Origin of the sequence: Saccharospirillum salsuginis, from assembly GCF_014651855.1 — a bacterium.
GTDB classification, from domain to species: Bacteria; Pseudomonadota; Gammaproteobacteria; order Pseudomonadales; family Natronospirillaceae; genus Saccharospirillum; species Saccharospirillum salsuginis.
Genome location: NZ_BMXR01000003.1, coordinates 259,409 through 281,480, shown reverse-complemented (window position 1 = coordinate 281,480; position 22,072 = coordinate 259,409). Strand labels below are relative to the sequence as shown.

23 protein-coding genes are annotated in these 22,072 nt (G+C 60.2%); 8 read left to right on the top strand and 15 right to left on the bottom strand.

Annotated elements, in window-relative coordinates:
• From IE111_RS07520 to IE111_RS07510, 3 genes are read right to left on the bottom strand one after another with little or no spacing between them, the layout of a single operon-like run.
• Positions 1-693 carry a response regulator gene (locus IE111_RS07520; protein ID WP_189607935.1) on the bottom strand — a complete coding sequence of 231 codons (693 nt, stop codon included), beginning with the start codon at positions 691-693 and terminating at the stop codon, positions 1-3.
• Positions 671-2,059 carry a sensor histidine kinase gene (locus IE111_RS07515; protein ID WP_189607934.1) on the bottom strand — a complete coding sequence of 463 codons (1,389 nt, stop codon included), beginning with the start codon at positions 2,057-2,059 and terminating at the stop codon, positions 671-673. Before IE111_RS07515 ends, IE111_RS07520 begins: the two co-directional genes overlap by 23 nt.
• Positions 2,060-2,068: 9 nt before the next feature.
• Entirely contained in the window at positions 2,069-3,520 is a 1,452-nt protein-coding gene (locus IE111_RS07510; protein WP_189607933.1) for a TrkH family potassium uptake protein, read from the bottom strand.
• Between the two features lie 461 nt (positions 3,521-3,981).
• Here IE111_RS07510 and IE111_RS07505 point away from each other — a divergent pair, with 461 nt between their 5' ends.
• Positions 3,982-4,500, top strand: a complete 519-nt coding sequence (locus tag IE111_RS07505) for an XRE family transcriptional regulator (protein WP_189607932.1) — start codon at positions 3,982-3,984, stop codon at positions 4,498-4,500.
• 17 nt (positions 4,501-4,517) lie between these two features.
• On the opposite strand, the gene IE111_RS07500 is transcribed toward IE111_RS07505, so the two are convergent.
• The 3 genes from IE111_RS07500 to IE111_RS07490 all read right to left on the bottom strand — a co-directional run bounded on the left by IE111_RS07500 (position 4,518) and on the right by IE111_RS07490 (position 5,575).
• Positions 4,518-4,907: a cupin domain-containing protein gene (locus tag IE111_RS07500; RefSeq protein WP_189607931.1), complete on the bottom strand. Its 390-nt coding sequence runs from the start codon at positions 4,905-4,907 to the stop codon at positions 4,518-4,520.
• A gap of 66 nt (positions 4,908-4,973) precedes the next feature.
• Positions 4,974-5,300, bottom strand: coding sequence for a type II toxin-antitoxin system RelE/ParE family toxin (locus IE111_RS07495; RefSeq protein ID WP_189607930.1), 327 nt, complete (start codon positions 5,298-5,300; stop codon positions 4,974-4,976).
• Positions 5,300-5,575 (bottom strand): type II toxin-antitoxin system Phd/YefM family antitoxin, encoded by a 276-nt coding sequence (locus IE111_RS07490; RefSeq protein WP_189607929.1) that lies wholly within the window; start codon positions 5,573-5,575, stop codon positions 5,300-5,302. Before IE111_RS07490 ends, IE111_RS07495 begins: the two co-directional genes overlap by 1 nt.
• Positions 5,576-5,762: 187 nt before the next feature.
• Here IE111_RS07490 and IE111_RS07485 point away from each other — a divergent pair, with 187 nt between their 5' ends.
• Complete coding sequence (locus tag IE111_RS07485; protein ID WP_189607928.1) at positions 5,763-6,566, top strand: TOBE domain-containing protein; 804 nt, start codon at positions 5,763-5,765, stop codon at positions 6,564-6,566.
• A gap of 233 nt (positions 6,567-6,799) precedes the next feature.
• On the opposite strand, the gene modC is transcribed toward IE111_RS07485, so the two are convergent.
• From modC to IE111_RS07450, 7 genes are all read right to left on the bottom strand, one after another.
• Positions 6,800-7,909: a molybdenum ABC transporter ATP-binding protein gene (gene modC / locus IE111_RS07480; protein ID WP_189607927.1), complete on the bottom strand. Its 1,110-nt coding sequence runs from the start codon at positions 7,907-7,909 to the stop codon at positions 6,800-6,802.
• Positions 7,906-8,604 carry a molybdate ABC transporter permease subunit gene (gene modB, locus IE111_RS07475; protein ID WP_189607926.1) on the bottom strand — a complete coding sequence of 233 codons (699 nt, stop codon included), beginning with the start codon at positions 8,602-8,604 and terminating at the stop codon, positions 7,906-7,908. Before modB ends, modC begins: the two co-directional genes overlap by 4 nt.
• On the bottom strand, positions 8,601-9,359 hold the full coding sequence (modA, locus tag IE111_RS07470) for a molybdate ABC transporter substrate-binding protein (protein WP_189607925.1): 759 nt from the start codon (positions 9,357-9,359) through the stop codon (positions 8,601-8,603). The genes modB and modA overlap by 4 nt, the downstream gene beginning before the upstream one ends.
• Before the next feature lie 124 nt (positions 9,360-9,483).
• Entirely contained in the window at positions 9,484-10,425 is a 942-nt protein-coding gene (locus IE111_RS07465; RefSeq protein ID WP_189607924.1) for a tripartite tricarboxylate transporter substrate binding protein, read from the bottom strand.
• A gap of 389 nt (positions 10,426-10,814) precedes the next feature.
• On the bottom strand, positions 10,815-12,338 hold the full coding sequence (locus IE111_RS07460; protein ID WP_189607923.1) for a tripartite tricarboxylate transporter permease: 1,524 nt from the start codon (positions 12,336-12,338) through the stop codon (positions 10,815-10,817).
• 16 nt (positions 12,339-12,354) lie between these two features.
• Positions 12,355-12,801 (bottom strand): tripartite tricarboxylate transporter TctB family protein, encoded by a 447-nt coding sequence (locus IE111_RS07455; RefSeq protein WP_189607922.1) that lies wholly within the window; start codon positions 12,799-12,801, stop codon positions 12,355-12,357.
• Positions 12,798-13,772, bottom strand: a complete 975-nt coding sequence (locus tag IE111_RS07450) for a Bug family tripartite tricarboxylate transporter substrate binding protein (protein WP_189607921.1) — start codon at positions 13,770-13,772, stop codon at positions 12,798-12,800. Before IE111_RS07450 ends, IE111_RS07455 begins: the two co-directional genes overlap by 4 nt.
• A 342-nt stretch (positions 13,773-14,114) precedes the next feature.
• On the opposite strand from IE111_RS07450, the gene IE111_RS07445 reads away from it, so the two are divergent.
• Genes IE111_RS07445 through IE111_RS07430 form a run of 4 tightly spaced genes read left to right on the top strand, consistent with a single transcriptional unit; the run spans position 14,115 to position 17,559 of the window.
• Positions 14,115-15,764, top strand: a complete 1,650-nt coding sequence (locus tag IE111_RS07445; RefSeq protein WP_308427513.1) for an ATP-binding protein — start codon at positions 14,115-14,117, stop codon at positions 15,762-15,764.
• Positions 15,761-16,444, top strand: coding sequence for a response regulator (locus IE111_RS07440; RefSeq protein ID WP_189607920.1), 684 nt, complete (start codon positions 15,761-15,763; stop codon positions 16,442-16,444). Before IE111_RS07445 ends, IE111_RS07440 begins: the two co-directional genes overlap by 4 nt.
• Positions 16,445-16,453: 9 nt before the next feature.
• Positions 16,454-17,050 carry a YdeI/OmpD-associated family protein gene (locus tag IE111_RS07435; protein WP_189607919.1) on the top strand — a complete coding sequence of 199 codons (597 nt, stop codon included), beginning with the start codon at positions 16,454-16,456 and terminating at the stop codon, positions 17,048-17,050.
• A gap of 29 nt (positions 17,051-17,079) precedes the next feature.
• Entirely contained in the window at positions 17,080-17,559 is a 480-nt protein-coding gene (locus IE111_RS07430; protein WP_189607918.1) for a DUF1801 domain-containing protein, read from the top strand.
• On the opposite strand, the gene IE111_RS07425 is transcribed toward IE111_RS07430, so the two are convergent.
• Entirely contained in the window at positions 17,551-19,380 is a 1,830-nt protein-coding gene (locus tag IE111_RS07425) for a sensor domain-containing diguanylate cyclase (protein ID WP_189607917.1), read from the bottom strand. The genes IE111_RS07430 and IE111_RS07425 overlap by 9 nt on opposite strands.
• A 243-nt stretch (positions 19,381-19,623) precedes the next feature.
• Here IE111_RS07425 and IE111_RS07420 point away from each other — a divergent pair, with 243 nt between their 5' ends.
• Together IE111_RS07420 and IE111_RS07415 are read left to right on the top strand one after the other, a co-directional pair.
• A complete protein-coding gene (locus tag IE111_RS07420) occupies positions 19,624-19,977 on the top strand; it encodes a DUF1622 domain-containing protein (RefSeq protein ID WP_189607916.1) in 354 nt (117 codons plus the stop codon).
• Between the two features lie 94 nt (positions 19,978-20,071).
• The gene (locus IE111_RS07415) at positions 20,072-20,401 is read left to right on the top strand and encodes a DUF3301 domain-containing protein (protein ID WP_189607915.1); all 330 of its coding nucleotides are present in this window, start codon (positions 20,072-20,074) and stop codon (positions 20,399-20,401) included.
• A gap of 4 nt (positions 20,402-20,405) precedes the next feature.
• Here the strand turns inward: IE111_RS07415 and IE111_RS07410 are convergent, their stop codons facing one another.
• Entirely contained in the window at positions 20,406-21,689 is a 1,284-nt protein-coding gene (locus IE111_RS07410) for a cyclic di-GMP phosphodiesterase (RefSeq protein WP_189607914.1), read from the bottom strand.
• Positions 21,690-22,072: the final 383 nt, after the last annotated feature.

Below are 22,072 nucleotides of genomic sequence, written 5' to 3'. Positions count from 1 at the left end.
TCAACATCGCCGGTCGAGGAATCGATAGCCAACGCCCGGTTCCGTTTCCAGATAATACGGGTTGGCGGCGTCGTCACCGAGTTTCAGTCGCAGCTGACGAATCACGTTTCGCAGGTACTGGGTATCGTCCCGGTGCGTTTTTCCCCAAATGGATTCCAACAAACTGGATTGCGTAACCAGCCGGCCCGGCGACTGGATCAATCGGCTTAACACAGCCCATTCCTTACGCGTCAGATTGACCGTTTGACCATCACACAGCAGGCGGTGCTGTTCGGTATCGATCAGTAACCGGTCGTCCTGGTAGCCCGGCTCGGCGGCGACACTGGTCGCTGGGCCGCGCGAAGCCAGGATGCGCCGTACGCGCGCCAGCAGTTCGTTCACGCTGAAGGGTTTGACCACATAATCCTCGGCCCCCATGTCCAGCGCTGTGACCTTTTCCAATTCCGACGACCGTACCGATAGCACCAGAACCGGCACCGGTTGTTCAACGAGCAACTGCCGCAGCACCTCCTTTCCGTCCAGGTCCGGAAGCCCCAGATCCAGGATCACCAGATCCGGCTTCGCCAGCGCAGCCTGCGCCAACCCGGTTCGACCGTCCTCGGCTTCAATCACATCGAACCCCTGCGACGTCAGGCTGATGCGCAGAAATCGGCGGATTTGCGGTTCGTCGTCAATCGTCAGTATCGTCGTCATCACTGCGGGTCTCACTGGCTTGCGGGGTCGTCAAAGGCAGGGTGAGCCGTAAACGGTGGCCGTAACCTTCGGGTGCGGGCAGGATGCAGGCGTCGCCGCCATGGACGCGCAACATGCCCCGGCAAATGGTCAGCCCCAAACCGGAGCCTTTGGTGTACTGGTCCCCTCGTGTGAAGGAATAAAACGGTTCGAACACCGCCTCCCATTCGGATTGCGGCAAACCTTCACCCCGGTCGCATACATCCAGGTGCACCCGGTCGGCTTCCAGTCGAACCGTCAACAGCACCCCGGCCTCGGACGGCGATGCTTTCAAGGCATTGTCGAGTGCGTTGAACAACGCCTGCTCGATCAGGGCGGCGTGCACCCAGAGCGGCGGTACATCCGCCGGTGACTCGAATTGAACACGTTGGATGTCATGTGTACCAAGCCGACGAATAACCACATGGTACAGCTCGTCGACCGAGATCCATTGTCGGTTCAGCGACAGTTCGCCGTGCCCCAGCCGAGTCATGTCCAGCAGGTTCTGGATGTATTGCTCCAGACGTCGACTTTCATCGATGATCGAATCCAGCAGTTCCAGCCGGTCGGCTTCCGACAGATCCTCATGCAGTTCGCGTAAGCTGGTGGCCGACCCCATCATGGTCACCAGCGGTGTTTTCAGATCGTGCGAAACGGACGAGAGCAACGCATTGCGCAAGCCTTCCTCATTCGCCCGGCGTTCGGCCCGTTTGCGCTCCACCAGCGCCTGCTGTTTTTCCAGGGTGGTCGCCACTTGTTCGCCCAGGCCACGCATCAGCGTTTCCCAGCCCCGGGGCAAACCCCGATCCGATGTCAGGGTCACTTTCAGTGCCCGGGCGCCGGTCAGAGGGTCGGTCTCGTCCGGCGCCAGGTGCAGCGACAAACGGTCGCCGAATACACGCTCCGCGAACCGGTTCAGGAGGTCATGGAACTCGACCTCGGTATCACTGTCGGATGGCGCATTGATCAGGTCCAGCTGAGCCGTCAGGAATCGTTCCTGAAACTGTAACTGCAACACCTGACGACGCAAGCGGTTGGCCAGCCCGCCGGCCAGCAAAGCGAACACGATGAAGGCCAACGCAGCCATCAGCTCGGACACATCGTGCATCCACAGGCTGTAGCGCGGCTGGGTATGAAAATAGTTGAACAGCAAAAACGCCAGAACGGCGCTGACCAGTACTCCGCGCCAATCCGTTTTCAGCGCGCAATACAGCACTGCCATCAGATAGAGCATCAACAGTGTGGAATGGCTGATCCAGTCCGTCGGCAGGTAGCCGAGACCGGTCACCAGGATGGGCAGTCCGACGCTGATGGCCGCGGTGGAACCCAGTTTCAGAGTCAGTGGCATGCGCAGTCCTTACCAACGCCAGAAGCGGGGCGTAAACAGTATGATCAAGGCCAGATATTCCAGGCGCCCCATCACCATGGCCACACACAGGATCAGCTTGGCGGGAGCGTTCAGGCTGGCGAAATTCCCGGCCGGACCGATGGTGTCGCCAAATCCGGGTCCAACGTTCATCAGTGCCGTCAGCGCGGCCGATCCGGCAGTCACAGTGTCCAGCCCAGTCAATGCCAGCGCCAGTGTGAACCCGATCAGACTCAGAATCACCATGAAGACGAACGCCAGCGAGGCGACCAGCACGCCTTCACTGACCGGCCGCTGATTGTACTGACGAGAAAACCGGCCCGACGGGTGCAAAGACTGGAACAGATTCTCACGCATGAACAAGGCCAGCAACTGATATCGAAACAACTTTACACCACCCGAAGTGGAGCCCGAACAGGCGCCGCTGAACATCAGAAACACGAACAGGAGAACGGCATAGCTGCCCCATAACGTGTAATCCTCGGTTGCGTAACCGGTGGTCGTGATCACCGAGACCACATTGAACACGGCATGGGTCAACAAGGAAAAGAGCCCCCCATCGGCGCCGGACCACCAACGTACCAGAGCGATGGTGAGACCGGCAGCCGCCACCAGTTTCAGCAACAAGCGCACCTGGACATCCTGCAAGAGCACCCACCGGCGCTGCCGGGCCGATTGCACGTACAGCATGAATGGCAGCCCACCGAGCAGCATGAAGATGCTTCCCGCCCAGACCAGGGCCGGATTCGCGAACTGACCGAAGGACGAATCGGAGGTGGAATACCCGCCGGTGGCCAGACTGGTCATGGCATGATTGACCGCGTTGAACGCCGACATGCCAAGCGCCCAGTAGACCAGAAAAGCGATCACGGTCAGGACGGTGTAGGCGACACCGATCCAGGCGGCGACTCGACCGACTCGGTTGCTGTGCAGATCGGACCACTCGGACGATTCGGTCTGGAACAACCGCATGCCCCCGACCTTCAAAAACGGCAGTACCGCCACCGCCATCAGGATAATACCGATGCCGCCCACCCATTGGCTCATCGAACGCCACAGCAGCAGCGTCGGTGGCGCATCATCCAGATCGGTCAGAACCGTGGAGCCCGTGGTGGTTACCCCCGAGACGCTCTCGAACAACGCATCCACCCAACTGATGCCCGGCCAGCCCAAGTACAGAGGAAGAGCCCCCGTCACACACAACAACCCCCAATTGAAGGCTGTGACCAGGAACATGGGACGCGGACGCATCCGATTCAGTTCACCGCGGCTGAACATGAAGCACGTCAGGCCAATCGCCAGGCAAATTAAAGCACTGAGAATGATCGACTGCACTTCGCGCGGATTCCCGAAATCGGCCAGAATCAGCGTCGAGATCATGCAAAACGACCAGATGATCATGGCGAAGGTGGCGATCTTTAGAGCCGGTTTCAGTTCCAGCATATCGGTGGCCTCGAACGGCGAGTACTGCACCGGAAATGCTAGGCCGTAGGGGCGTAAGAGCGCTATAAGGGAGACAAAGCGGGCGTAATCTTTGCGTAAGAATTCAAGAAATCCGGTCGTTGACACATGTAAACACATCGTGTAATGTGAAGAAATTGCTTGGACAAGGATACGCATTTGGCGCGTTATGAAAAAACATCCCAACAAGGAGATTCAGGCAGCGATCGATTATGCTCTCAGGTCCGGTTGGAAATGGGTCGAGACAGGACGGTCATCACACTGTTTTTGCAGATTGCGTTGTGGCGATGGAAGCCCAGAACACAAGGAACACCAAATGAGTGTATGGAGCACGCCTAGAAATCCGACCAATCATGCTCGTCAAATTGAGCGAAAAGTAAATCAATGCCTTCCAGATCAAGTTTTAAGTTAACCGGTCGTTTTCCCAAAACGGGAGGTAAGATATGAAAACCTTTCATTTTTCCATCGTTCTCGGCAACGCCAACCCCGATTCAGAGAACCTTGAAGATCGTCTGTTCGAAGCCGGCTGTGATGATGCCCTGGTATGCGCCTATGGGGAAACGGTCTATCTGGAATTCGACCGGGAAGCAGAAACAGCGCTGGACGCGTTGAACAGCGCAACACTGGCGATCAAAAACGCCGGGTTCCAAATCCGCTCGTATCAAGAAGGTGGGGTTGTCAATCTCTCCGATATCGCCCGTCGCACTCAATTGACTCGCGCCGCCGTCAATTACTATGCGAAAGGAACCCGGGGTCCAAAAGGTTTTCCGAAGCCGATTTACGGGCTTGATAGCCCCACACCACTATACGATTGGGCCGAAGTGGCCGTATGGCTCGTCAAACACGATAAATTGCAGCAGGAAGCCGCCGAAGTGGCGGTAGCGTCGCATCAATTGCAGTTGGGTTTGTTACGTGGCGGGGCAGAGTTGTCGAGCCAGGAAGGTCATTCCCCAGGCCACTGACGCGCCACCGATCAAAATCATTCCGGTCGATCCACTCGATGGTCGGTCGGCTGCGGTGTGACAGCCATAATCTTCACGCCGTCGGGCGCTTCGAACCGGTGCCAGATGTTTTGCGGCACAACCATCAGCTCGCCTGCTTTCAGGTCGTGACCTTGTTCTTCGCCCTCCACCCACAAAAACAACCGGGTTGTGCCGTCCAGGACATAAACAATCTCGTCGCCCTGGGAATGACGCTCCCATTCGCTGTTGCCCGCGAAATGGCCAACAAACAGGCCACCGTCCCGATAATCGGATAGCGTGGCGAACGCGGGTGCGGCTTCTTTGTCAGTGGTATGGGGTGTGCGATCCGGAAGGAAACGGACACTGTCCAGCATCTCCTGGACTGATATGGGTTGAGCTTTGGGCATTAGGAAATCCTTTTTTACTGGAAACCTTTATGGTGAGGTAACGATAATCCGAGTCAACCGCATCGGTCAGACCCGCAACAATCGACGCTGTAATAAACTCTGCATATCGCGTCGACCATCGGTCACCAGCATGACAAAGACCTGGTCCGCCCTCACTCGATAGAGGATGCGATACGGTTTGAAAAAGAGCTCCCGATAGTCACTGATGCCGACTGACCGTAGTTCTTTCGGGATTGATCCTCGATTCGGAGAATCGGACAAGCCGTTGATGACCGTTTCGATTTGATCAAGTACGTAATCCGCCTTAGCGGGTGAATCATGGGAAACAATGTATTCATACAGGTTTTCGAGATCGTACAAGGCATCCGCGGTCAGCTTGACGGCATACCCCATCACGAATCCTGCTTTCTTTCGCGAATACGCGCCATCCCCTCGCTGACGGATGTCACCTTGTCATTGTCGATCTGGCGATTACCCAGAGCCAGGATCTTCAACAGAGCGAGCGTTTCCAATGTCTGCTCATAACTGTCCACATCCTGAACCACAAGTTTGGCCTCCCCGTTCTGTGTGATGTAGAGAGGGCCGTCCTGCTCGCCGATGGTCCGGGCGATTTCGGCTGTGTGAGACTTGAGGTAGCTGATGGGTTTGATGCGATTGGAAAGTTTCATGACGGTCACCGACTGTGCACAGAGGACCAAATATAGTCTTAATTCAGTCCACCCACAAGCCACCGGTCCCAGGAGTGATCTTCCGCCACCGCTCACCGCACTGCGGTCGGTCTGCACTTGATTGGCGGGTATAGGCCCACCACAATAGCCGGACCGTCTTCGTATGCCCCGACCCACAGGACTCCCGATGCCCGACCACCCCGGCCGCCTGCGCGGCGATGTCTTCCTGCTCACCGACAGCGAACAGGCGTTCGCGGCCTCGCAGATCGAGTTGCTGCGGGCTGTGGATGAATGCGGGTCCATCTCCAGGGCGGCCAAGCAGGTCGGCATCAGTTACAAGACGGCCTGGGACCGGATCGATGCCATGAACAACCTGGCGAGCCAGCCCATGGTGACCCGCTCGGCGGGGGGCGCAAAGGGCGGCGGTACGGCCTTGACCGATTTCGGGCGGGACATTGTGCGCGGCTTTCAGGCGCTGCGGGAAGAACACCGTCACTTCATCGAACGCCTGGGGCACCGCGTTCAATCCATCAACGATGTAGCCCATTTCCTAAGGAGCGGTTCCATGGTCACCAGCGCGCGCAATCAGTTTCGGGGGACTGTTACGCAGATCACACCGGGCACCGTGGATACCGAGGTGACACTGAGCATCAGCCGGGACCAGTCCGTGGCCGCCATCATCACCCAGGACAGTCTGGAACGGCTGGATCTTGCGGTGGGCGCCACAGCCGTGGCTCTGGTGAAGGCGTCCTCGGTGATTCTGAGCACGGATACCGCCCTCGCCACCAGCGCCCGCAACAAACTGACCGGGCCAATCGTTCGGGTCGTGAGGGGCGCGGTGAACAGCGAAGTCACTCTGGATCTGGGTGACGGCAAGACGGTCTGTGCCGTGATCACCAACATCAGCGTCGAAGAGCTCGACCTGGAAGTCGGGCAGGCCGCCAGTGCGATCTTCAAGGCATCGAGTGTGATTCTGCTGAAAGACGACTAGAAGGTTCTCCGGGAATAGTCGAGTAGATTGGATCGGTCCGACGTCTCGGTAGCCGAAGGTGTAATCCAACAGGTTCATCGTTGGCACGGTCTGCAACACGATCACGGTTTGGATGTTGGATTACGCGCTCACGCGCTACCGAAGCGTCGGACCGATCCAACCTACTCTCTGAGCGCAAATTGTGCCAAAAGACCTTGCCTGTGTTACGACCTCTATTCTGGAACAACAGCCTCCTAACGAACAATCGCCACGGACTTGATGTAGGCCCAGATCCGCTGGCCCGGCGCCAACGCCAAATGGGCGACCGAGCGCCGCGTCACCCTTGCGATCAGTCGCTCGGATCCTGCCTTCAGCCGGACCCAGGCCATGGCCGGGTTGTGATCGTCCGCGATGTCCTCGACCTCGACAGGAAGCTGGTTCAACACACTGGTATCCGCATGCGGGCTGTGCGCCAGGCTGATGTCACGCGCCAAAATCCGTAGACGCAGCGGCTGGCCGACGGGGTCCCCGCCGTCACCGATCCATAGCTCACCACGGTCAAAAGCAACACGCGCCAGGTGCCACCGGTTGTCGCGCTCCGTGACCCGGCCTTGCAAGACGACGCCGGCGTCCTCGCCCATCCCCAGCGACCGGTCGAGATGCGAGAGCACCTCGGACACCGGCCCCTGATCGATCAGGCGCCCCTCGTCCAGCACCAGAACCTGATCGGCCAGACGGGCCACTTCATCGACTGAATGGCTGACGTACAGAATCGGCAGATCGAAACTGGCGTGCAGCTTTTCCAGATAAGGCAATATCTCCTGCTTGCGCGCGGCATCGAGCGACGCCAGCGGTTCGTCCATCAGCAACAGGCGCGGACGGATCAACAGCGCCCGGGCAATGGCCACCCGCTGGCGCTCGCCGCCCGACAGTTGCGACGGGTAGCGTTCCAGTACGGGTTCAATACCCATGATCGATAACACCCGTTGATAAAGATCCTCGTCGTGCGGATACCCGGAACGTTTGATGGCGTAATCCAGATTGCCTTGCGCCGTCAGGTGCGGGAAGAGGCTCGATTCCTGAAACACATAACCCAGCGGTCGTTTGTGGGTCGGCCGGAAACCCTGTTCGTCCTGCCAGACCTCGCCCTTGACCACCAATCGCCCGTCGGTGGCCCGCTCCAACCCGGCCACGCAACGCAGCAAGGTGGTCTTGCCGGAGCCTGACTGGCCGAATATCGCGGTCACACCACGCCCGGGAAATTCGGTATCCAGATCCAGCGCGAAACCGGTCGAGGTCTGAGCGGAAAAACGAAGTTGGAAACGTGCCTGAATGAGCTCGGCCGGTTCCAGCGAAGTGCTCATGGCCTGCCTCCGAACGTCATACCGAAGCGGGCGTTGCGTTGAAAACCATACAGGCCCAACAACACCAGAAACGAAAACGCGACCATTAGGGCCGAGAGCCCATGGGCCTGGCCGTAAGCCAGGGCCTCGACATGATCATAAATCTGCACCGAGACGACCCGCGTCTCGCCCGGAATATTGCCGCCGATCATCAACACCACCCCGAATTCCCCAACGGTGTGGGCAAAGCCGAGGATCGCGGCGGTGATGAACCCGGGCCGGGCCATGGGCAACACCACGGTGAAAAACCGGTCCCAGGGCCCGGCACGCAGAGTCGCGGCCGTCTCCAGCGGCCGCTCGCCCAGCGCTTCGATGGCGTTATGGATTGGCTGCACCACGAACGGCAGGGAATAAAACACCGAGGCGACCACCAGCCCCCAGAAAGTGAAGGGCAACAACCCCAGCCCCAACGCCTGCGTCAGTTGACCGACCCAACCATTGGGCCCCATGACCAACAGCAAATAGAAGCCGAGCACCGTCGGCGGCAACACCAAAGGCAGGGCCACCACCGCGCCCACCGGCCCTTTCCACCGTGACCGGGTGCGCGCCAACCACCAGGCGATGGGCGTGCCGAGAACCAGCAACAGCGCGGTCACCGTGGTCGCCAGTTTCAGGGTCAGCCAGATCGCGGCCAGGTCGGCGTCGGAGAAGGTCATGGGGATGCGGGCACCGTATAACCGTAGGATTCGATGATGGCGCGGGCGGATTCGCCCCGGACATAGTCAAGAAACGCCCGGGCGGCCTCATTGCCCTCGCCCCGGGGCAACAGCACGACGTCCTGCCGGATCGGCGGGTGCAGATGACCCGGAACGATCCAGGCCGAACCGTGCCGCACCGCACCATCCGACATGACCTGGGACAAGGCCACGAACCCGACCGCCGCGTTACCGGTACGTACGAACTGATAGGTCTGGGCAATGTTCTCGCCTTGTACCCAGTGCGGCCGGGTGGCTTCGGTCAGTTCCAGAGCATCCAGAACCTCCACGGCGGCCGCGCCATAGGGTGCCAACCGTAGGTTCGCCAGCGCGAGTTTGTTGAAGTTGCCCCGGCGCAGCACCTCGGCGTTGTCGACCGGTACATCCTCCCGCGATGACCAGAGCGCCAGAGCGCCCACGGCATAGGTGAAACGGCTGCCCGGTACGATGCTGCCCTGCTCCTCCAACGCCCGGGGTTTGGCCTGATCGGCCGAGAAAAACACTTCGAACGGCGCGCCATTGCGAATTTGCGCGAAAAACTTGCCGGACGAACCGAACGCCAGTTGCACCGTATGACCGGTCGCTTGTTCAAAGGCGGCGGCAATGTCGTTCATCGGCGCAGTGAAGTTCGACGCGACCGCTACGGTCAGGGTATCGGCATGAGCCCACCCGCCGATCAACATCAGCCCCCCGATCAGTCTGCTCCTGAGTGTCATGGTTTTTCCCGGCTTGGGCTCGCCTTGGGCAAAGCCTTAATTCGTTATATAGCCAAGTATATAGCGATTAATCAAGGCGATTCAATGCGACCAGCCCTCCGTCGACCCGGTATACCCTGATGCGTCAGTAACCCAGGTAATAGATGCCCAGATCGCGCATAACATCCAGCAACTCATCTTCCTGTCGGCTCAGAAACCGTTCGAAATCCTTACCCGTCCGATAAGTCGAGACCCATCCGTGTCGCGCCATGGCGGTCTGCCAATCGGGACTGGCGGTCAGGCGATCGAACAGGTCGATGTAGGCGTTGAGGTGCCGGTCGTCCAGGTTCGGCGGCGCAAAGAAACCGCGCCAGTTTACGAAATCGACCCGATAACCCTGTTCAGCGAAGGTCGGCACATCGGGATAGGCCTGGCTGCGTTTCTGTGCCGTAATCCCCAGAATGCGAATCTGTTGATCACGCTGCAACTGGATGGCTTCGCCAAAACCGGTCACCAGGCAATCCACCCGACCGGCACGCAACGCGTCCATCGCCCGGCCGCCCCCGTCGTAGGCCCGGTATTCCAGAAACTGCGCCTGTTTACCGACCGCCTCGCGCATGATGGTCGCGGCGACGATATTATCCAGGTCGCCACGCGCCGAGCCGCCACCGAAACGCAATCGATGAGGTGCTTTTTCAAACGCTGCAACCAGTTCGTCAAACGAGCGATACGGTGAGTCACCATCCACTACCAGCGCTCCGTAGTCACCAATGAGAGCGGCAACGGGCGTCAGATCGCGGTAGGTGTGATCGAAGATATTCGACACCGAGCGCACAATGATCGGCGTCGAGTTCACCATCAGGGTGTTGGCGTTTTCCGGAACGCCCTCCACCAGATGTGACAGCGCCACACCGCCGCTGTTACCGGTGCGGTTTTCGTAGCTGACCCGTCCGACCAGACCGGTGCCCTGCAACGTCTCGCCGACGGTGCGCGCGGTCAGATCCCAGCCACCGCCCTGGCCACCGGGAATCAGCACATGCAGCTCGGCCAGCGACTCGGCGTGACCGGATAAGGAAGAAAACAACACAGCGCAAGTCGCCGCCAACGTACAAAGGCCTTGGCGCAAGTGCGCCCGGCTATAGGTGTGTCTATGTATCATGATTTGGTCCCGTCTTGTTGTGTTATTAAGGGATCCCGAGCGAGCTTTCCTTTTACTGAGTTTTCGACGTCCGCTGATGGCTAGCGCCGGATGCCGGGTGCCTGTATTCGGGGATGTCGGCAGCAATGGATGGCTGCCGCCAAGCCCCCATGGATGGGTTCACGGCGACCCCGAATACAGGTACCCGGCAGCCGGTGCGGGTTCTACCACCGAAGCAAACATCGATACCCAAGCGTCAAGAACAAAAAAAGGGGCTGAAGTACGCGACCCCATGCCCCAACCGAACCCCCTGCCAAGGGATCTGTCCAAAAGGGTGGTCAGTCGCTGACGGCGTCCTCGGTGATCGCCGCGCGCATACGCCGGCGCAGTATCGGGCCGACGATGTAGGGCAGAATCAACCCCAGCCCCGCCACCAGCCAGAGACTGGCGGCCAGCGGTGTGCCCCAGAGCACGCTCCAGTCGCCGTCGGATATCACCAGGGCGTGGCCCAGGTTCTTTTCCATTTCCGGGCCCAGCAGCAGGCCGAGGATGATCGGCACCAGCGGCATCTCAAGCTTGCGCAACAGGTAGCCGGCAACGCCGAAGCCAATCATGAAGTACAGATCGAAGGTGCTGTGGCTGATCGAGTAGATGCCGACGAAGGCGATCATCGTCACCATGGGCAGCAGAAACATGGGCGGAACCGACAGCAGCTTGACGAAGAAACCGACCAATGGAATGTTCAGCACCAGCAACAACAGGTTGCCGATCAACAGCGCCGCGATCACACCCCAGACGATGTCCGCGTTCTGAGTGAACATCAGCGGTCCGGGGGTGATGTTCAACGAGATCAGCATGGCCAGTAATACGGCTGTAGTGCCGCTGCCCGGTACGCCGAGCGTCAGCATCGGCACCAGAGCCCCGCTGGACGCGCCGTTGTTGCCGGCCTCCGGGGCCGCGACGCCGCGCGGGTCGCCTTCACCGAAGTGTCCCTTCTTGCCCAGATACTGCTTTTCCAGCGTATAGCTGATAAAGCTGCCCAGGGAAGCCCCGGCACCGGGCAATACGCCCGCGATGAAGCCGAGCGAACCGCCCCGCAGGGTCGTGGGCAATACGTGCAGGATGTCCCGGGGTCTGAGCAAGAGTTTGCCGACCTGGATCAGCTTGCGGCCCGCGCCGGCGCGTTCTTCGATAAACAGCAACAGCTCGGAAATCGCGAACAGACCGACGATGGCCAGAATGAAATCGACGCCTTCGTAGAGTTTCAGGATGCCGAAGGTGTAGCGCTGAACCCCGGTGTTATCGATACCGACGGTCGAGATCATGATGCCGAGCGTCGCCGCGACCACGGTTTTCATCGGGTTCTTGCCGGTAATGCCGCCCAGGGTGGCGAAAGCCAGCATGAACAATGCGAAGTACTCGGCCGGGCCGAACGTCAGCGCGAATTTCGCCAACACCGGCGCCAGCAGAATCAGTCCGATGGTGCCGATCAACCCGCCCATGAAGGACGCCACGGCCGACAGCGCCAGGGCCTCGGCCGCCTTGCCTTTCTGCGCCATGGGGTAGCCGTCGAGGCAGGTCATCATCGCCGGTTCGTCACCGGGTATGTTCAGCAGGATCGACGATATCCGGCCGCCGTACATAGCCCCGGCGTAGACCGCTGTGAGCAGGATCATCGCGGTATCCGCCGGCAGGCCGAGGGTAAAGGCCAGCGGAATCAGAATGGCGACGCCATTGGCCGGGCCGAGGCCCGGCAGGGCACCGATCAGGGTGCCGATAAAGGCCCCGAAGAGCGCGAACATCAGGTTTTGCGGGGCCAGTGCCACCGCGAAACCGTCAATCAGGAACTGCAGAGTGTCCATCACTCGACTCCCGTCGTCACTCGAACGCCAGCAAGCCCGCGGGCAAGCTCAATTCAAGCAGATTGTTGAACAGGAAGAAGACCACCACGGCACTGACCAGTCCGGTGATGAAGGCCCCTTTCGGGCCGGCGCCCATGCGCCAGCAGAGTGTACCGACGGCGACCGTCGTCGCCGGAATGAATCCCAAAGGCTCCAGTACCAGGGCATACACCACCAGAATGCCCACGGCCATGACCAGTTCGATGGCCGTACGGCCCCAGGGCCAGTGCGCATCCGGGTCCGGCTTGGCGATCAGATAACAACTCGACAAAGCCAGCACCACGGACAGGATGGTCGGGAAAGTCTCCGGTCCGACGGCCTCGTGGCCGCCGAACGGAGCCGGCCACTGCTGTGCGGCCCAGCCGTACGCGACGGCCAGGACCAACAGCGCGAGGCCGAGGATGCGGTCGCCACGTGCTGTCATTTCAGCAGCCCGATCTCGCGCGACAGTTGCTCGATGTCATCCACCTGGCCGCGAACGAAGTCTTCGAACTCACCGGCCGGGGGATGGAACGGGATCAGGCCGTTCTGGCGCATGACGGACTTCCATTCGTCGCTGGCGTACAGCTCGTCGATGGCGTTCACCCAGTAAGCCTGCGCTTCCGGGTCGGCATCGGCCGGCATGTAGAAACCGCGCCAGTTCGGGCCCAATGCATCGATGCCCTGCTCGCGGGCGGTCGGAATGTGGTCGAACTTACCGGGCAGACGCTCTTCGGCCAGCACCGCCAGTACGCGCAGGTCGCCGGAATCCATGAAGCCGGTGGCCTCACTGATGTCGCCGGTAAACGCATCGACGTGACCGCCGATGACCTGGGTCATGGCTTCGCCGCCGTTGTTGTAGGACAGGTAAGGCACGCTCGGCAGGTTGCCGACACCGGCCGCCTTGGCCGCGATCAATACTTTCAGATGGTCCCAGCCACCGGTGGCGCTGCCGCCGGCGAATTTGACGTCGCGCGGGTTGTCTTTCAGCGCGTCCATCAGCTGATTCAGGTTCTGGTATTCGGAATCTTTGCTTACGGCGATGATGCCATAGTCCGCACCCAGGGCGCCGACCCACTTGACCATGCCCGCGTTCATGCCCGGGAACTGCTGCTGGGCCAGACGGGTGGTGGTGGCGGTGGACGCGGCGACCAGAAGCTTGTCGTCGCTGTTGCGTTTGCTGACGGTGTGCGCGAAGGCCACGCCGCCGCCCGCGCCGGCCATGTTGGTGGTCTGTACACTGCCCGGCACCATGTCCAGCTCTTCCAGCACATTACCGACGCTGCGGCAGGTGAAGTCCCAACCGCCGCCCGGATCGGCCGGAGCGATGCATTCGACTTTGCCCGAGGGTTCCCAGGCCATGGCTGACACACTGACGGCGGCCGCCGCCACTAAGGATAGCGTTTGCTTGATCATCGGATTGTCCTCTCATACTTGTTTTTATATGGCGCCCCACTGTGAACAGGGCGAACGGTTTGTGAACCGGTAGAGACGACATTATTCAGCGGGCGGGAACGGATAAAGTTTGTGGTCGTATTGCCTTTAAAGACCATTAAAGGCGTTTTGTTCATATTGTTTACGGGCGTTTTTTGAGGAGATTGGGTAGGCTAGAAATTGGATTGACCCTCACCCTCGATCCCTCTTCCAATGGGAGAGGGAAGTATGTGCCCCCTTTCCCTTGGGCGGTCCGACGTCTCGGGAGGGCTGGGGAGAGGGGAAGGCCTATAAAAACAACCCGGCCAAAACCATGACTCTGCAGTGTCACCAACCGTGCTCAAGAAACTCAAACTCAAAACCCGGATGATCCTGGTACTGGGCCTGGTCAGCGCCTTCCAGACCGGCCTGATCGGCGGCTTCGCCTGGTACTACCTCAGCGACTCGCTGGATGAGGAGATCGGTCAGCGCGCCCTGATGGTGGCCAAGACCATCGCCGCCATGCCCGAGATCATCACCGGTGTGCAGCGGCGCGATGTCGACTCCCTGCAGGCGTTGAGCCAGAAACTCGCCGCCACCAACGAGGCCCTGTTCATCGTCATCGGAGATCACAACGCCATTCGTCTGGCTCACCCGAACCCGGACCGCCTGGGCCACTCAATGGCCGACGACGACGGCGACACCGGTGCCATCGCGCTGGAGCAAGGCCAGGGCTATGTGAACAAGGCATTGGGCAGTCTGGGATTATCCATGCGCGGCAAGGCGCCGATAATCGATCTGGCCGGCGAGGAGATCATCGGCATTGTCTCGGTCGGTTATTCGCTGGACCAGGTCCGCTCCACCATCGCCCGCTACAACCTGGTGCTGTTCACCGTCATGGCCCTGATGCTGCTCGGCAGTGTCGCCGCCGCCATCGTCATCGCCGGACGTTTCAAGCGCGCCATTTTCGGGTTGGAACCGGAGCAGATCGCCCGGCTGTTCGAGGAGCGGGATGCGACCCTGCAATCGGTTCGCGAAGGCATCATCGCCATCAACCGCGAGGGCATCATCACCACCTTCAACCGCACCGCGATCGAAACCCTGGGCCTGATGCCGGAAACCCGCCTGTCCGGCCAGCCCATCACCAATGTCCTGCCGGAGAGCGGTTTGCCCAAGGTGCTCGGCAGCGGCGAACCGGAGTTCGATCAGGAAGTCTGGCTCAAGGGCCGGCACATGATCGTCAACCGCCTGCCGGTGAAACAGGGCAGCGATATAATAGGCGTGGTCGCCAGCTTTCGCCCGCGCGACGAGCTGGACCAGGTCAGCCGCCAGCTCACCCGCATCCAGCAATACGCCGACACCCTGCGCAGCCAGACGCACGAATACTCCAACAAGCTGCACACCATCGCCGGTCTGATCCAGATCGGCGCCACCGACGAGGCGCTGGCGCTGATCGGCAGCGAGGTAAGCGACCACCAGGCGTTGATCCATCTGCTGCTTGAAGCGGTACCCGACCCGGTCATCGCCGGCTGCCTGCTCGGCAAATACAACCGCGCCCGCGAGATGGGCTTGAAACTGATCATCGACCCGGGCAGCCGCATGATGACCGTGCCCGAGGCCCTGCCGCGCGACCAACTGGTCAGTGTGCTCGGCAACCTGATCGACAACGCCCTCGAAGCCACTCGCCAGCAACACAGCAGCGGCGGCGAGGTGCATCTGAGTATGAGCGATCTGGGCCATGACCTCATTTTCGAGGTCGAAGACCAGGGCCCCGGTATCTCGCTCGACGACCAGGAGCGCATCTTCGAGAAAGGCTTCACCAGCAAACCCGGGATCAACCACGGCATCGGCCTGCACCTGGTGCGCAGCTTCGTCGACCGCTGGGGCGGTTCGATCACGCTGGAAAGGTTGCCGCAGAGCGGTACCCGGTTCACACTCTATCTACCGAAGCGTCCGACCCAATCGATGTCGGTGGTCGAGGAGACTGACCGATGAGACCCATCCGCCTGCTGATCGTCGAAGACGACCGCCAAATCGCCGAGATCCAACGCCGTTTCGTGGAGCGCCTCGAAGCCGTTGAACTGTGCGGCATGGCCCACAGCCTGGCAGACGCCCGCGACCTGGTCGAAGTCCTGCAACCGGACCTGGTGCTGCTCGACGTCTACTTCCCCGAAGGCAACGGCCTCGACCTGCTGCGCCAGCTGCGTGCCGCCAACAGCGCTACCGACGTCATCCTGATCACCGCCGCGCGTGAAGTGACCACGTTACGAAGCGCCCTGCGCGGCGGCGTGTTCGACTACATCCTCAAACCCCTGGTGTACGAACGGCTCGAAGAAGCCATCAACAACTACCGCCAACACCTGGACACCCTGGACGGCCTGCACAAGGTCGCCCAGAAGGAAGTGGACGCCCTGCTCCCTCGGGGCCACACTGAAGCGCAATCGGAATCCGCCCCACGCCTGCCCAAGGGCATCGACACCCTGACGCTCGACAAGATCCGGGCCGTGGTCAGCGAAGGCGACGACTGGAGCGCCGAAGCCGTCGGCCAACGCATCGGCGCCTCACGCACAACGGCCCGTCGATACCTGGAGTACCTGGTGAGCACGGAGGAATTGAGCGCCGAGGTGAACTACGGCACCGTCGGGCGGCCGGAGCGGCGGTACAGGAAACAGTAAGGAGCCTCCATGAAACAAGACCTCAAAGCCAAAATGGTCGATGGCTATCTGGCCCGATCAAAACAATGGCGGGAAGCACAAAGCGCCCTGCGGGACATCTGCCTCGACAGCCCCCTGACCGAAGACTTCAAGTGGGGCCACCCCTGCTACACACTCGACAACACCAACCTGCTGATCCTGCAGGGTTTCAAACACTTCTGCGCGTTGTTGATCGTTAACGGTTCACTGCTGGAAGACCCCGAGGGTCTGCTCCGGCAACCGGGCAAGAACACCCAGGCGGCGCGGCGGCTGGAATTCACCAGCGTCGACGAAGTCCATGAACGGGAACCGCTCATCCGCCGCTACATTCAGGCTTCGATCGATGCCGAGAAAGCCGGTCTGAAGGTGGAATTCAAGAAAACCGAGGAATTCGACTACCCCGAAGAGCTCATCACCAAGCTCGATGAAGTGCCCGGTTTGAAAGACGCCTTCGACGCCCTGACCCCCGGCCGGCAACGGGCTTACCTGCTGCACTTCTCCGGCGCGAAACAATCCAAAACCCGCGTGTCGCGGATTGAAAAAAGCCTGGAAGCGATCTTCAATGGCAAGGGTCCGAACGACCGCTAGCCAACCGATTCAACCGGGAGGTCCCAACCATGGCCACCAAATCCAAACCCAAAGCACCGAAAGCCGGCAAAAAGACGGCGACCCCGAAGCCACCCGCGGATGGCAAGCCAGTACTCCTCTCCGGCGGCAACCCGCAAATTCCCAAGGCCGACGGCGACGCGCCAGTGCAGGACTACATCGCCGCCATGCCGGGCTGGAAGCATGACGCCGGCCGGTTCCTCGATGAACTGATAGAAAGCGCGGTTCCCAACGTTAAAAAGGCCGTTCGGTGGAATTCACCCTTTTACGGCATCGAAGGCAATGGTTGGTTTCTCAGCTACCACTGCTTCAACAAGTACATCAAGGTGACCTTCCTGCGCGGTACGTCGTTGGACCCATTGCCGCCCGTCGGATCCAAGGATCCGAACACGCGTTACTTTCACATTTTTGAGAACGAACCCTACGACGAGGCGCAAATGAAGGATTGGATCCGGCAGGCCGCCGAAAACCCCGGGGATCCTCTATTCTGAGACGAGGTGTCGGGCATCGACACCCGGTGAATCGATCACCTCAACCCGATACTGATTCCGGCCCCCTTCCTTGCACTGATACAACAACTGATCCGCGTGGGAATACAAGTCGGCCGGTTTCATCGAGCCGCCGGCGGGTACGCAGGCCACCCCGATGGAGGCGGTGAGCGGTTCGGCGCCGGCCAGAGAAGCCAGCGACTCGGTGTCCGCCAGGGCAATCTGGAAACGGTCCATCATTTCGGTGACGGCGTCCGGAGAGTCCACACGGAACACCACTCCGAATTCCTCGCCGCCGAGTCGGAACACGAAGTCGTCGGTGCGCTGGAAGAACCCCTGCAGCAGGTAGCCGAGCTGTTCCAGCACATCGTCGCCGGCGGGATGGCCGTAGCGGTCGTTGAACGTCTTGAAGTGGTCCAGGTCGATCAGCGCCAGACACATCCAGGGGGTTTCGCGGTCGCGATGGCGCAGGGTCTGGGACACGATGTCGTCGAAGGTTCGGCGGTTTCTCAGTCCGGTCAGCACATCGGTGATCGATTCCTGCTCGTACCGTTCGGCCAGTTGTTTGAACGCCTGGGTTTTCTCTTCAACCCGCTGTTTCAGTTCCTGATTCATCTCCTGTTCGCGCGCAATCAGGTAGGCCTGGTCGTCCAGTCGCTGTTGTTTGAAGGTGGAAATGCGATCCGCCAGCGCCAGTGACAGCACCAGGATTTCGATCATCGAGCCGATGTTCAACGCGTTCTCGGTCAACCAGGTCGACGGCACCAGGGAATAAACCCGGCCGTAGTAGGCGAAGGCGGCTACGATGAGGAAAATCCAGGCCAACAGATAGATCTTGCCGGCGCGATACCCTTTCCACGACTGGTAAATCCCGACCCACAACACTGTCATCATTATGACCAGCGCCAGTGGAATTTCGATGGAAAACACCAGCGCATAGTAATCCAGAAGGGACAGCGCCATCGGAGCCACCATCATAATGGCGAGAACCACCATCAGGAGATCGGTGCGGGGCATGCGCTCACTCAGATACAGGAACCGTTTGGTGAAGACGATCAGTGAAATAAAGATGCTGCTACCGACAAAACCGACGGCCATGTTATTCACAACCGGCGCGTTGGCCAGGGGGCCCAACGCCAGGTACCCCCGGAAGGCCAGGTTCCAGACCAGGAAACAGCCGAGATAGAGACTGTACCAGAGGAAATCGCGTTCACGCGTCACCAGCCCCACCACCAAGTTGTACAGCAGCAGAATGACGATGGCGCCGTAATAGAACCCGAACCAGAGTGACTCCCGATCCTTTTGCTTGAAAAAGGTCGGCTGATCGACCAGTTGCATCGGCAGTGCATCGTAGAGGCCGTCGTGCGTATCGAAGCGGGCGATGAACGTAATGTCCTGTCCGGGCTCGACGGTGAACGGAAAGGCGAAGGCACGGTACAGAAAGGGGCGTTGAGAGGTGGGGCGGCGGTCGCCGGTGTGCCAGGTCTCGATGGGGGAACCGGTCGCGTCGAGCACCCAGGCGTCAATGTAGTCCTGCAACGGTTGGGCGACATCGAAAATCAGGCGGATCGCTTCTTCCGTGGGGTTGTGAACCCGAAAGCGCACCCAGTAGGCGGCGCGGTCGAAGCTGAAATTGGGGGACGATTCGGTCAACGTCGTCCAGTCGGCCTCCGGCCGGCCGAGCGCTAAACCCAGGGACCCGTCGCTACCGGGTGGTTCACGCATCAGTTCCAATTGGCCCGCCACGTCTTCGGGGAGATCGTTCGCCGGCAGAACGTCGGCGTTAACGGTGGTGGCCAGGGCGCACGCCAGCGCGACCCTCACGGTCCACTCCAAAAAAGCTACCACCCACTGCGAACGGCCACCTCGTACTGCCACTTGAACTCCATATTTTCAGATCAACAGCGTCGGATCGACTACCACACAAGCCAGTGTACCCCGCATTACCCGGGCCACATACCTCCAATTGAATAACCGTTTCGGAGGTGTCCGCCCCTGCGGCTCCGTTTGCCTTCGAGCCATTTGGCGACTAACAATAGGAGTACCTTACCTTACGGAAACATCGCCATGGAATCGGAATTCATCCAAATCATGACCGTTACCGGCTACGCCCTCGAGGCATTCGGTGTATTGGTGGTGCTGATCGGATCCTGCCTGGCGACGGCCGTCTTCGTGCGCACCTATCGGGCGCTGGGTGAAGGCGTGGCCTACAAGAAATTCCGGCAGAATCTGGGTCGCTCGATCATTCTGGGTCTGGAATTCATGATCGCCGGCGACATCATCCGGACCGTGATCGTAGCGGATTCGCTGCAGAATGTCGGCATTCTCGCCGTGATCGTGCTGATACGGACCTTCCTGAGCCTGACTCTGTTCCTGGAAGTCGAAGGCCGGTGGCCCTGGCAGAAGGATGGGCCGCAATAGCCGTGGCCGGCTCATCCAAGGGTGAAAACGCCACGGGAATCCCAATATACTCTCGAACCCCGGCCATCAGGCGCGACTCGTCGAACCTAACCCTATGCTGAGCAACGAAACCCTCATTCTGATTCTTGTCTTCGCCGCCTTCGGAGCCTGGTTCTGGCACCACCTCGGTATTCGCCAGGTAGCGCTGGGCCACGCGCGCCGCACCCTGAAGGAAGAAGGCGTGCAACTGCTCGACCAGAGCATCATCCTCGCCCGCATCCGCCCGTGCCGGTCGGATGAGACCCTGTTCGCGTTCAAGCGGTATTACCAGTTCGAGTTCACCTCGATCGGGGACCGGCGCTTTCTGGGCTGGGTGATCATGGTGGGACGCAAGCTGGAGAAGGTGGAGATGCAGCCGTACAACGAGCGGAACTGGCTGCAGTGACGATTCAACGGGCGATGTAGTCGGCCGACATGCGCACCATATCCACGCCTTCGGCGCCATCGGGCAGGACCTGGGCGATGCGCAGTTGCATATCGCCTTCGGGTGTCAGTCGCGTCGACAGGTCGCAGGTCTCGCCCAGTGCGTAGCCGTCATTGGAGGGGTCGAGCAGACGGACCACCGGTAACAACCGCTGACCGGGTTTGGCCTGTACAACGATCGCCAACTGATTGTTCGACAGGCGCACCAATGTACCGGGTGTAACCCAGCCCATGAACTGAATGAACACCTCGACCATGTCCTTGTCGAATTGCTTGCCCCGTTGCTGCCACAGGATGCCCAGCGCCTCGTGGTGTGAACGTGCGGCGTCGTAGACTCGGTGCGAGGTGATGGCGTCGTAGGCGTCGACAATGGCGACCAGGGAGGACAGCGGGCTGATCTCGGCGCCATGCTTACCGTGCGGGTAACCGTGGCCGTCGGGCCGTTCGTGATGATCGCGCACGGCCTGGGTAATGTTCTCCGAGACATCCGGGTCTTCGCTCAGCAGTTCATAGCCCACCAGGGCGTGCGACTTCAGATGCTCGAATTCCTCGGGGGTCAACTGTTCGACCTTGTTGAGAATGCTCGTGTCGAGTTTCATCTTGCCGAGATCGTGCAGCAGGCCGGCGACTCCGGCCAGTTCGATGTCCGGTTGTTTCCATTCCAGGGCATGCGCCAGCCCCATCGCCAGGATGGCGACGTTGATGCAATGCTCGGCGGTGTAGTTGTCCTGCTGTTTGATCCGGGTCAGCCAGACCATGGCCGCCAGGTTGTGCTCCATCGCGCTCGACAGTTCCTTGACCACGCTGCGGGCCGTGTGCACATCCAACTGACCGCCTTCGGCGAACGCCTTGATCAGTCGGCGGGCTTGTTTGTCCAACGCGATGTAGCCGCGCAGCGCGGCTTTCATGGTTTTGCGGTCGACCCGGGCACGACGCAGGATGTTCACCGGGTGGGTGATGGCGTCGCGGTCGGAAGGCTGACGCCCTCCCGGTGTGATTCGGGCATGGGAAGTGGGGGGAGCTTTGTTGAGGCTGCGTTCGAGGTCGATCACGACCCAGGCGCAATGCCGGACCAGCCAGAGCTTGGTGTCCTCGTTGTCGACCAGCACCCCTTGCATCATGAAGGGGGAATCTTCCCAGGGTTTATCCAGACGCGCGACGAAATGCCCCATCTGGACATGTCGGGGGTCGATTCGGGACTGGTTCTCCCACAACGGACCGACGGGAGTCGAAGACTGAGAGTGAATCATGACGTCCGGTTCGATGAGCGGCGCTCCGCGATTTCTCAACCCGAGCCACTCAACCACTGCTCCAACTGGCTGAACATGCTTCCAACCAGTTTAGGTCAACTCAAGCCCTCACACAGCCATTTTTTGTCACTGGAACGTCGTAAGAAAGTAACGACCAAAGTAGGAGTCCCGGCTGATGGCGCTCTCCGGCGGATTGGCGTACTCTGATTTTCAAGGCCCGACCGACCGCTGTCGGACACCCGCCGCAACCGGCTTCGCGCAAGCCGGGTTGGGCGAACCGTCCGCGCGGCCGGTCGGGCCGGCCTCGCGAATGGACAGGAAAGCCCAAAATGGCATCGCCCGGGGTCGTTTTACCGGTCGAATGTCAAAAAACCCGCGCAAAG

Coding starts and splice junctions, on each gene's coding strand:
- IE111_RS07510 (WP_189607933.1), bottom strand. CDS start 3,520: ATGCTGGAACTGAAACCGGCTCTAAAGATCGCCACCTTCGCCATGATC.
- IE111_RS07455 (WP_189607922.1), bottom strand. CDS start 12,801: ATGACAGCACGTGGCGACCGCATCCTCGGCCTCGCGCTGTTGGTCCTG.
- IE111_RS07440 (WP_189607920.1), top strand. CDS start 15,761: ATGAGACCCATCCGCCTGCTGATCGTCGAAGACGACCGCCAAATCGCC.
- IE111_RS07490 (WP_189607929.1), bottom strand. CDS start 5,575: ATGAAACTTTCCAATCGCATCAAACCCATCAGCTACCTCAAGTCTCAC.
- IE111_RS07450 (WP_189607921.1), bottom strand. CDS start 13,772: ATGATCAAGCAAACGCTATCCTTAGTGGCGGCGGCCGCCGTCAGTGTG.
- IE111_RS07520 (WP_189607935.1), bottom strand. CDS start 693: ATGACGACGATACTGACGATTGACGACGAACCGCAAATCCGCCGATTT.
- modB (WP_189607926.1), bottom strand. CDS start 8,604: ATGACCTTCTCCGACGCCGACCTGGCCGCGATCTGGCTGACCCTGAAA.
- IE111_RS07460 (WP_189607923.1), bottom strand. CDS start 12,338: ATGGACACTCTGCAGTTCCTGATTGACGGTTTCGCGGTGGCACTGGCC.
- IE111_RS07430 (WP_189607918.1), top strand. CDS start 17,080: ATGGCCACCAAATCCAAACCCAAAGCACCGAAAGCCGGCAAAAAGACG.
- IE111_RS07485 (WP_189607928.1), top strand. CDS start 5,763: ATGCCCGACCACCCCGGCCGCCTGCGCGGCGATGTCTTCCTGCTCACC.
- IE111_RS07515 (WP_189607934.1), bottom strand. CDS start 2,059: ATGCCACTGACTCTGAAACTGGGTTCCACCGCGGCCATCAGCGTCGGA.
- IE111_RS07420 (WP_189607916.1), top strand. CDS start 19,624: ATGGAATCGGAATTCATCCAAATCATGACCGTTACCGGCTACGCCCTC.
- IE111_RS07415 (WP_189607915.1), top strand. CDS start 20,072: ATGCTGAGCAACGAAACCCTCATTCTGATTCTTGTCTTCGCCGCCTTC.
- modC (WP_189607927.1), bottom strand. CDS start 7,909: ATGAGCACTTCGCTGGAACCGGCCGAGCTCATTCAGGCACGTTTCCAA.
- IE111_RS07505 (WP_189607932.1), top strand. CDS start 3,982: ATGAAAACCTTTCATTTTTCCATCGTTCTCGGCAACGCCAACCCCGAT.
- IE111_RS07410 (WP_189607914.1), bottom strand. CDS start 21,689: ATGATTCACTCTCAGTCTTCGACTCCCGTCGGTCCGTTGTGGGAGAAC.
- IE111_RS07435 (WP_189607919.1), top strand. CDS start 16,454: ATGAAACAAGACCTCAAAGCCAAAATGGTCGATGGCTATCTGGCCCGA.
- modA (WP_189607925.1), bottom strand. CDS start 9,359: ATGACACTCAGGAGCAGACTGATCGGGGGGCTGATGTTGATCGGCGGG.
- IE111_RS07495 (WP_189607930.1), bottom strand. CDS start 5,300: ATGGGGTATGCCGTCAAGCTGACCGCGGATGCCTTGTACGATCTCGAA.
- IE111_RS07500 (WP_189607931.1), bottom strand. CDS start 4,907: ATGCCCAAAGCTCAACCCATATCAGTCCAGGAGATGCTGGACAGTGTC.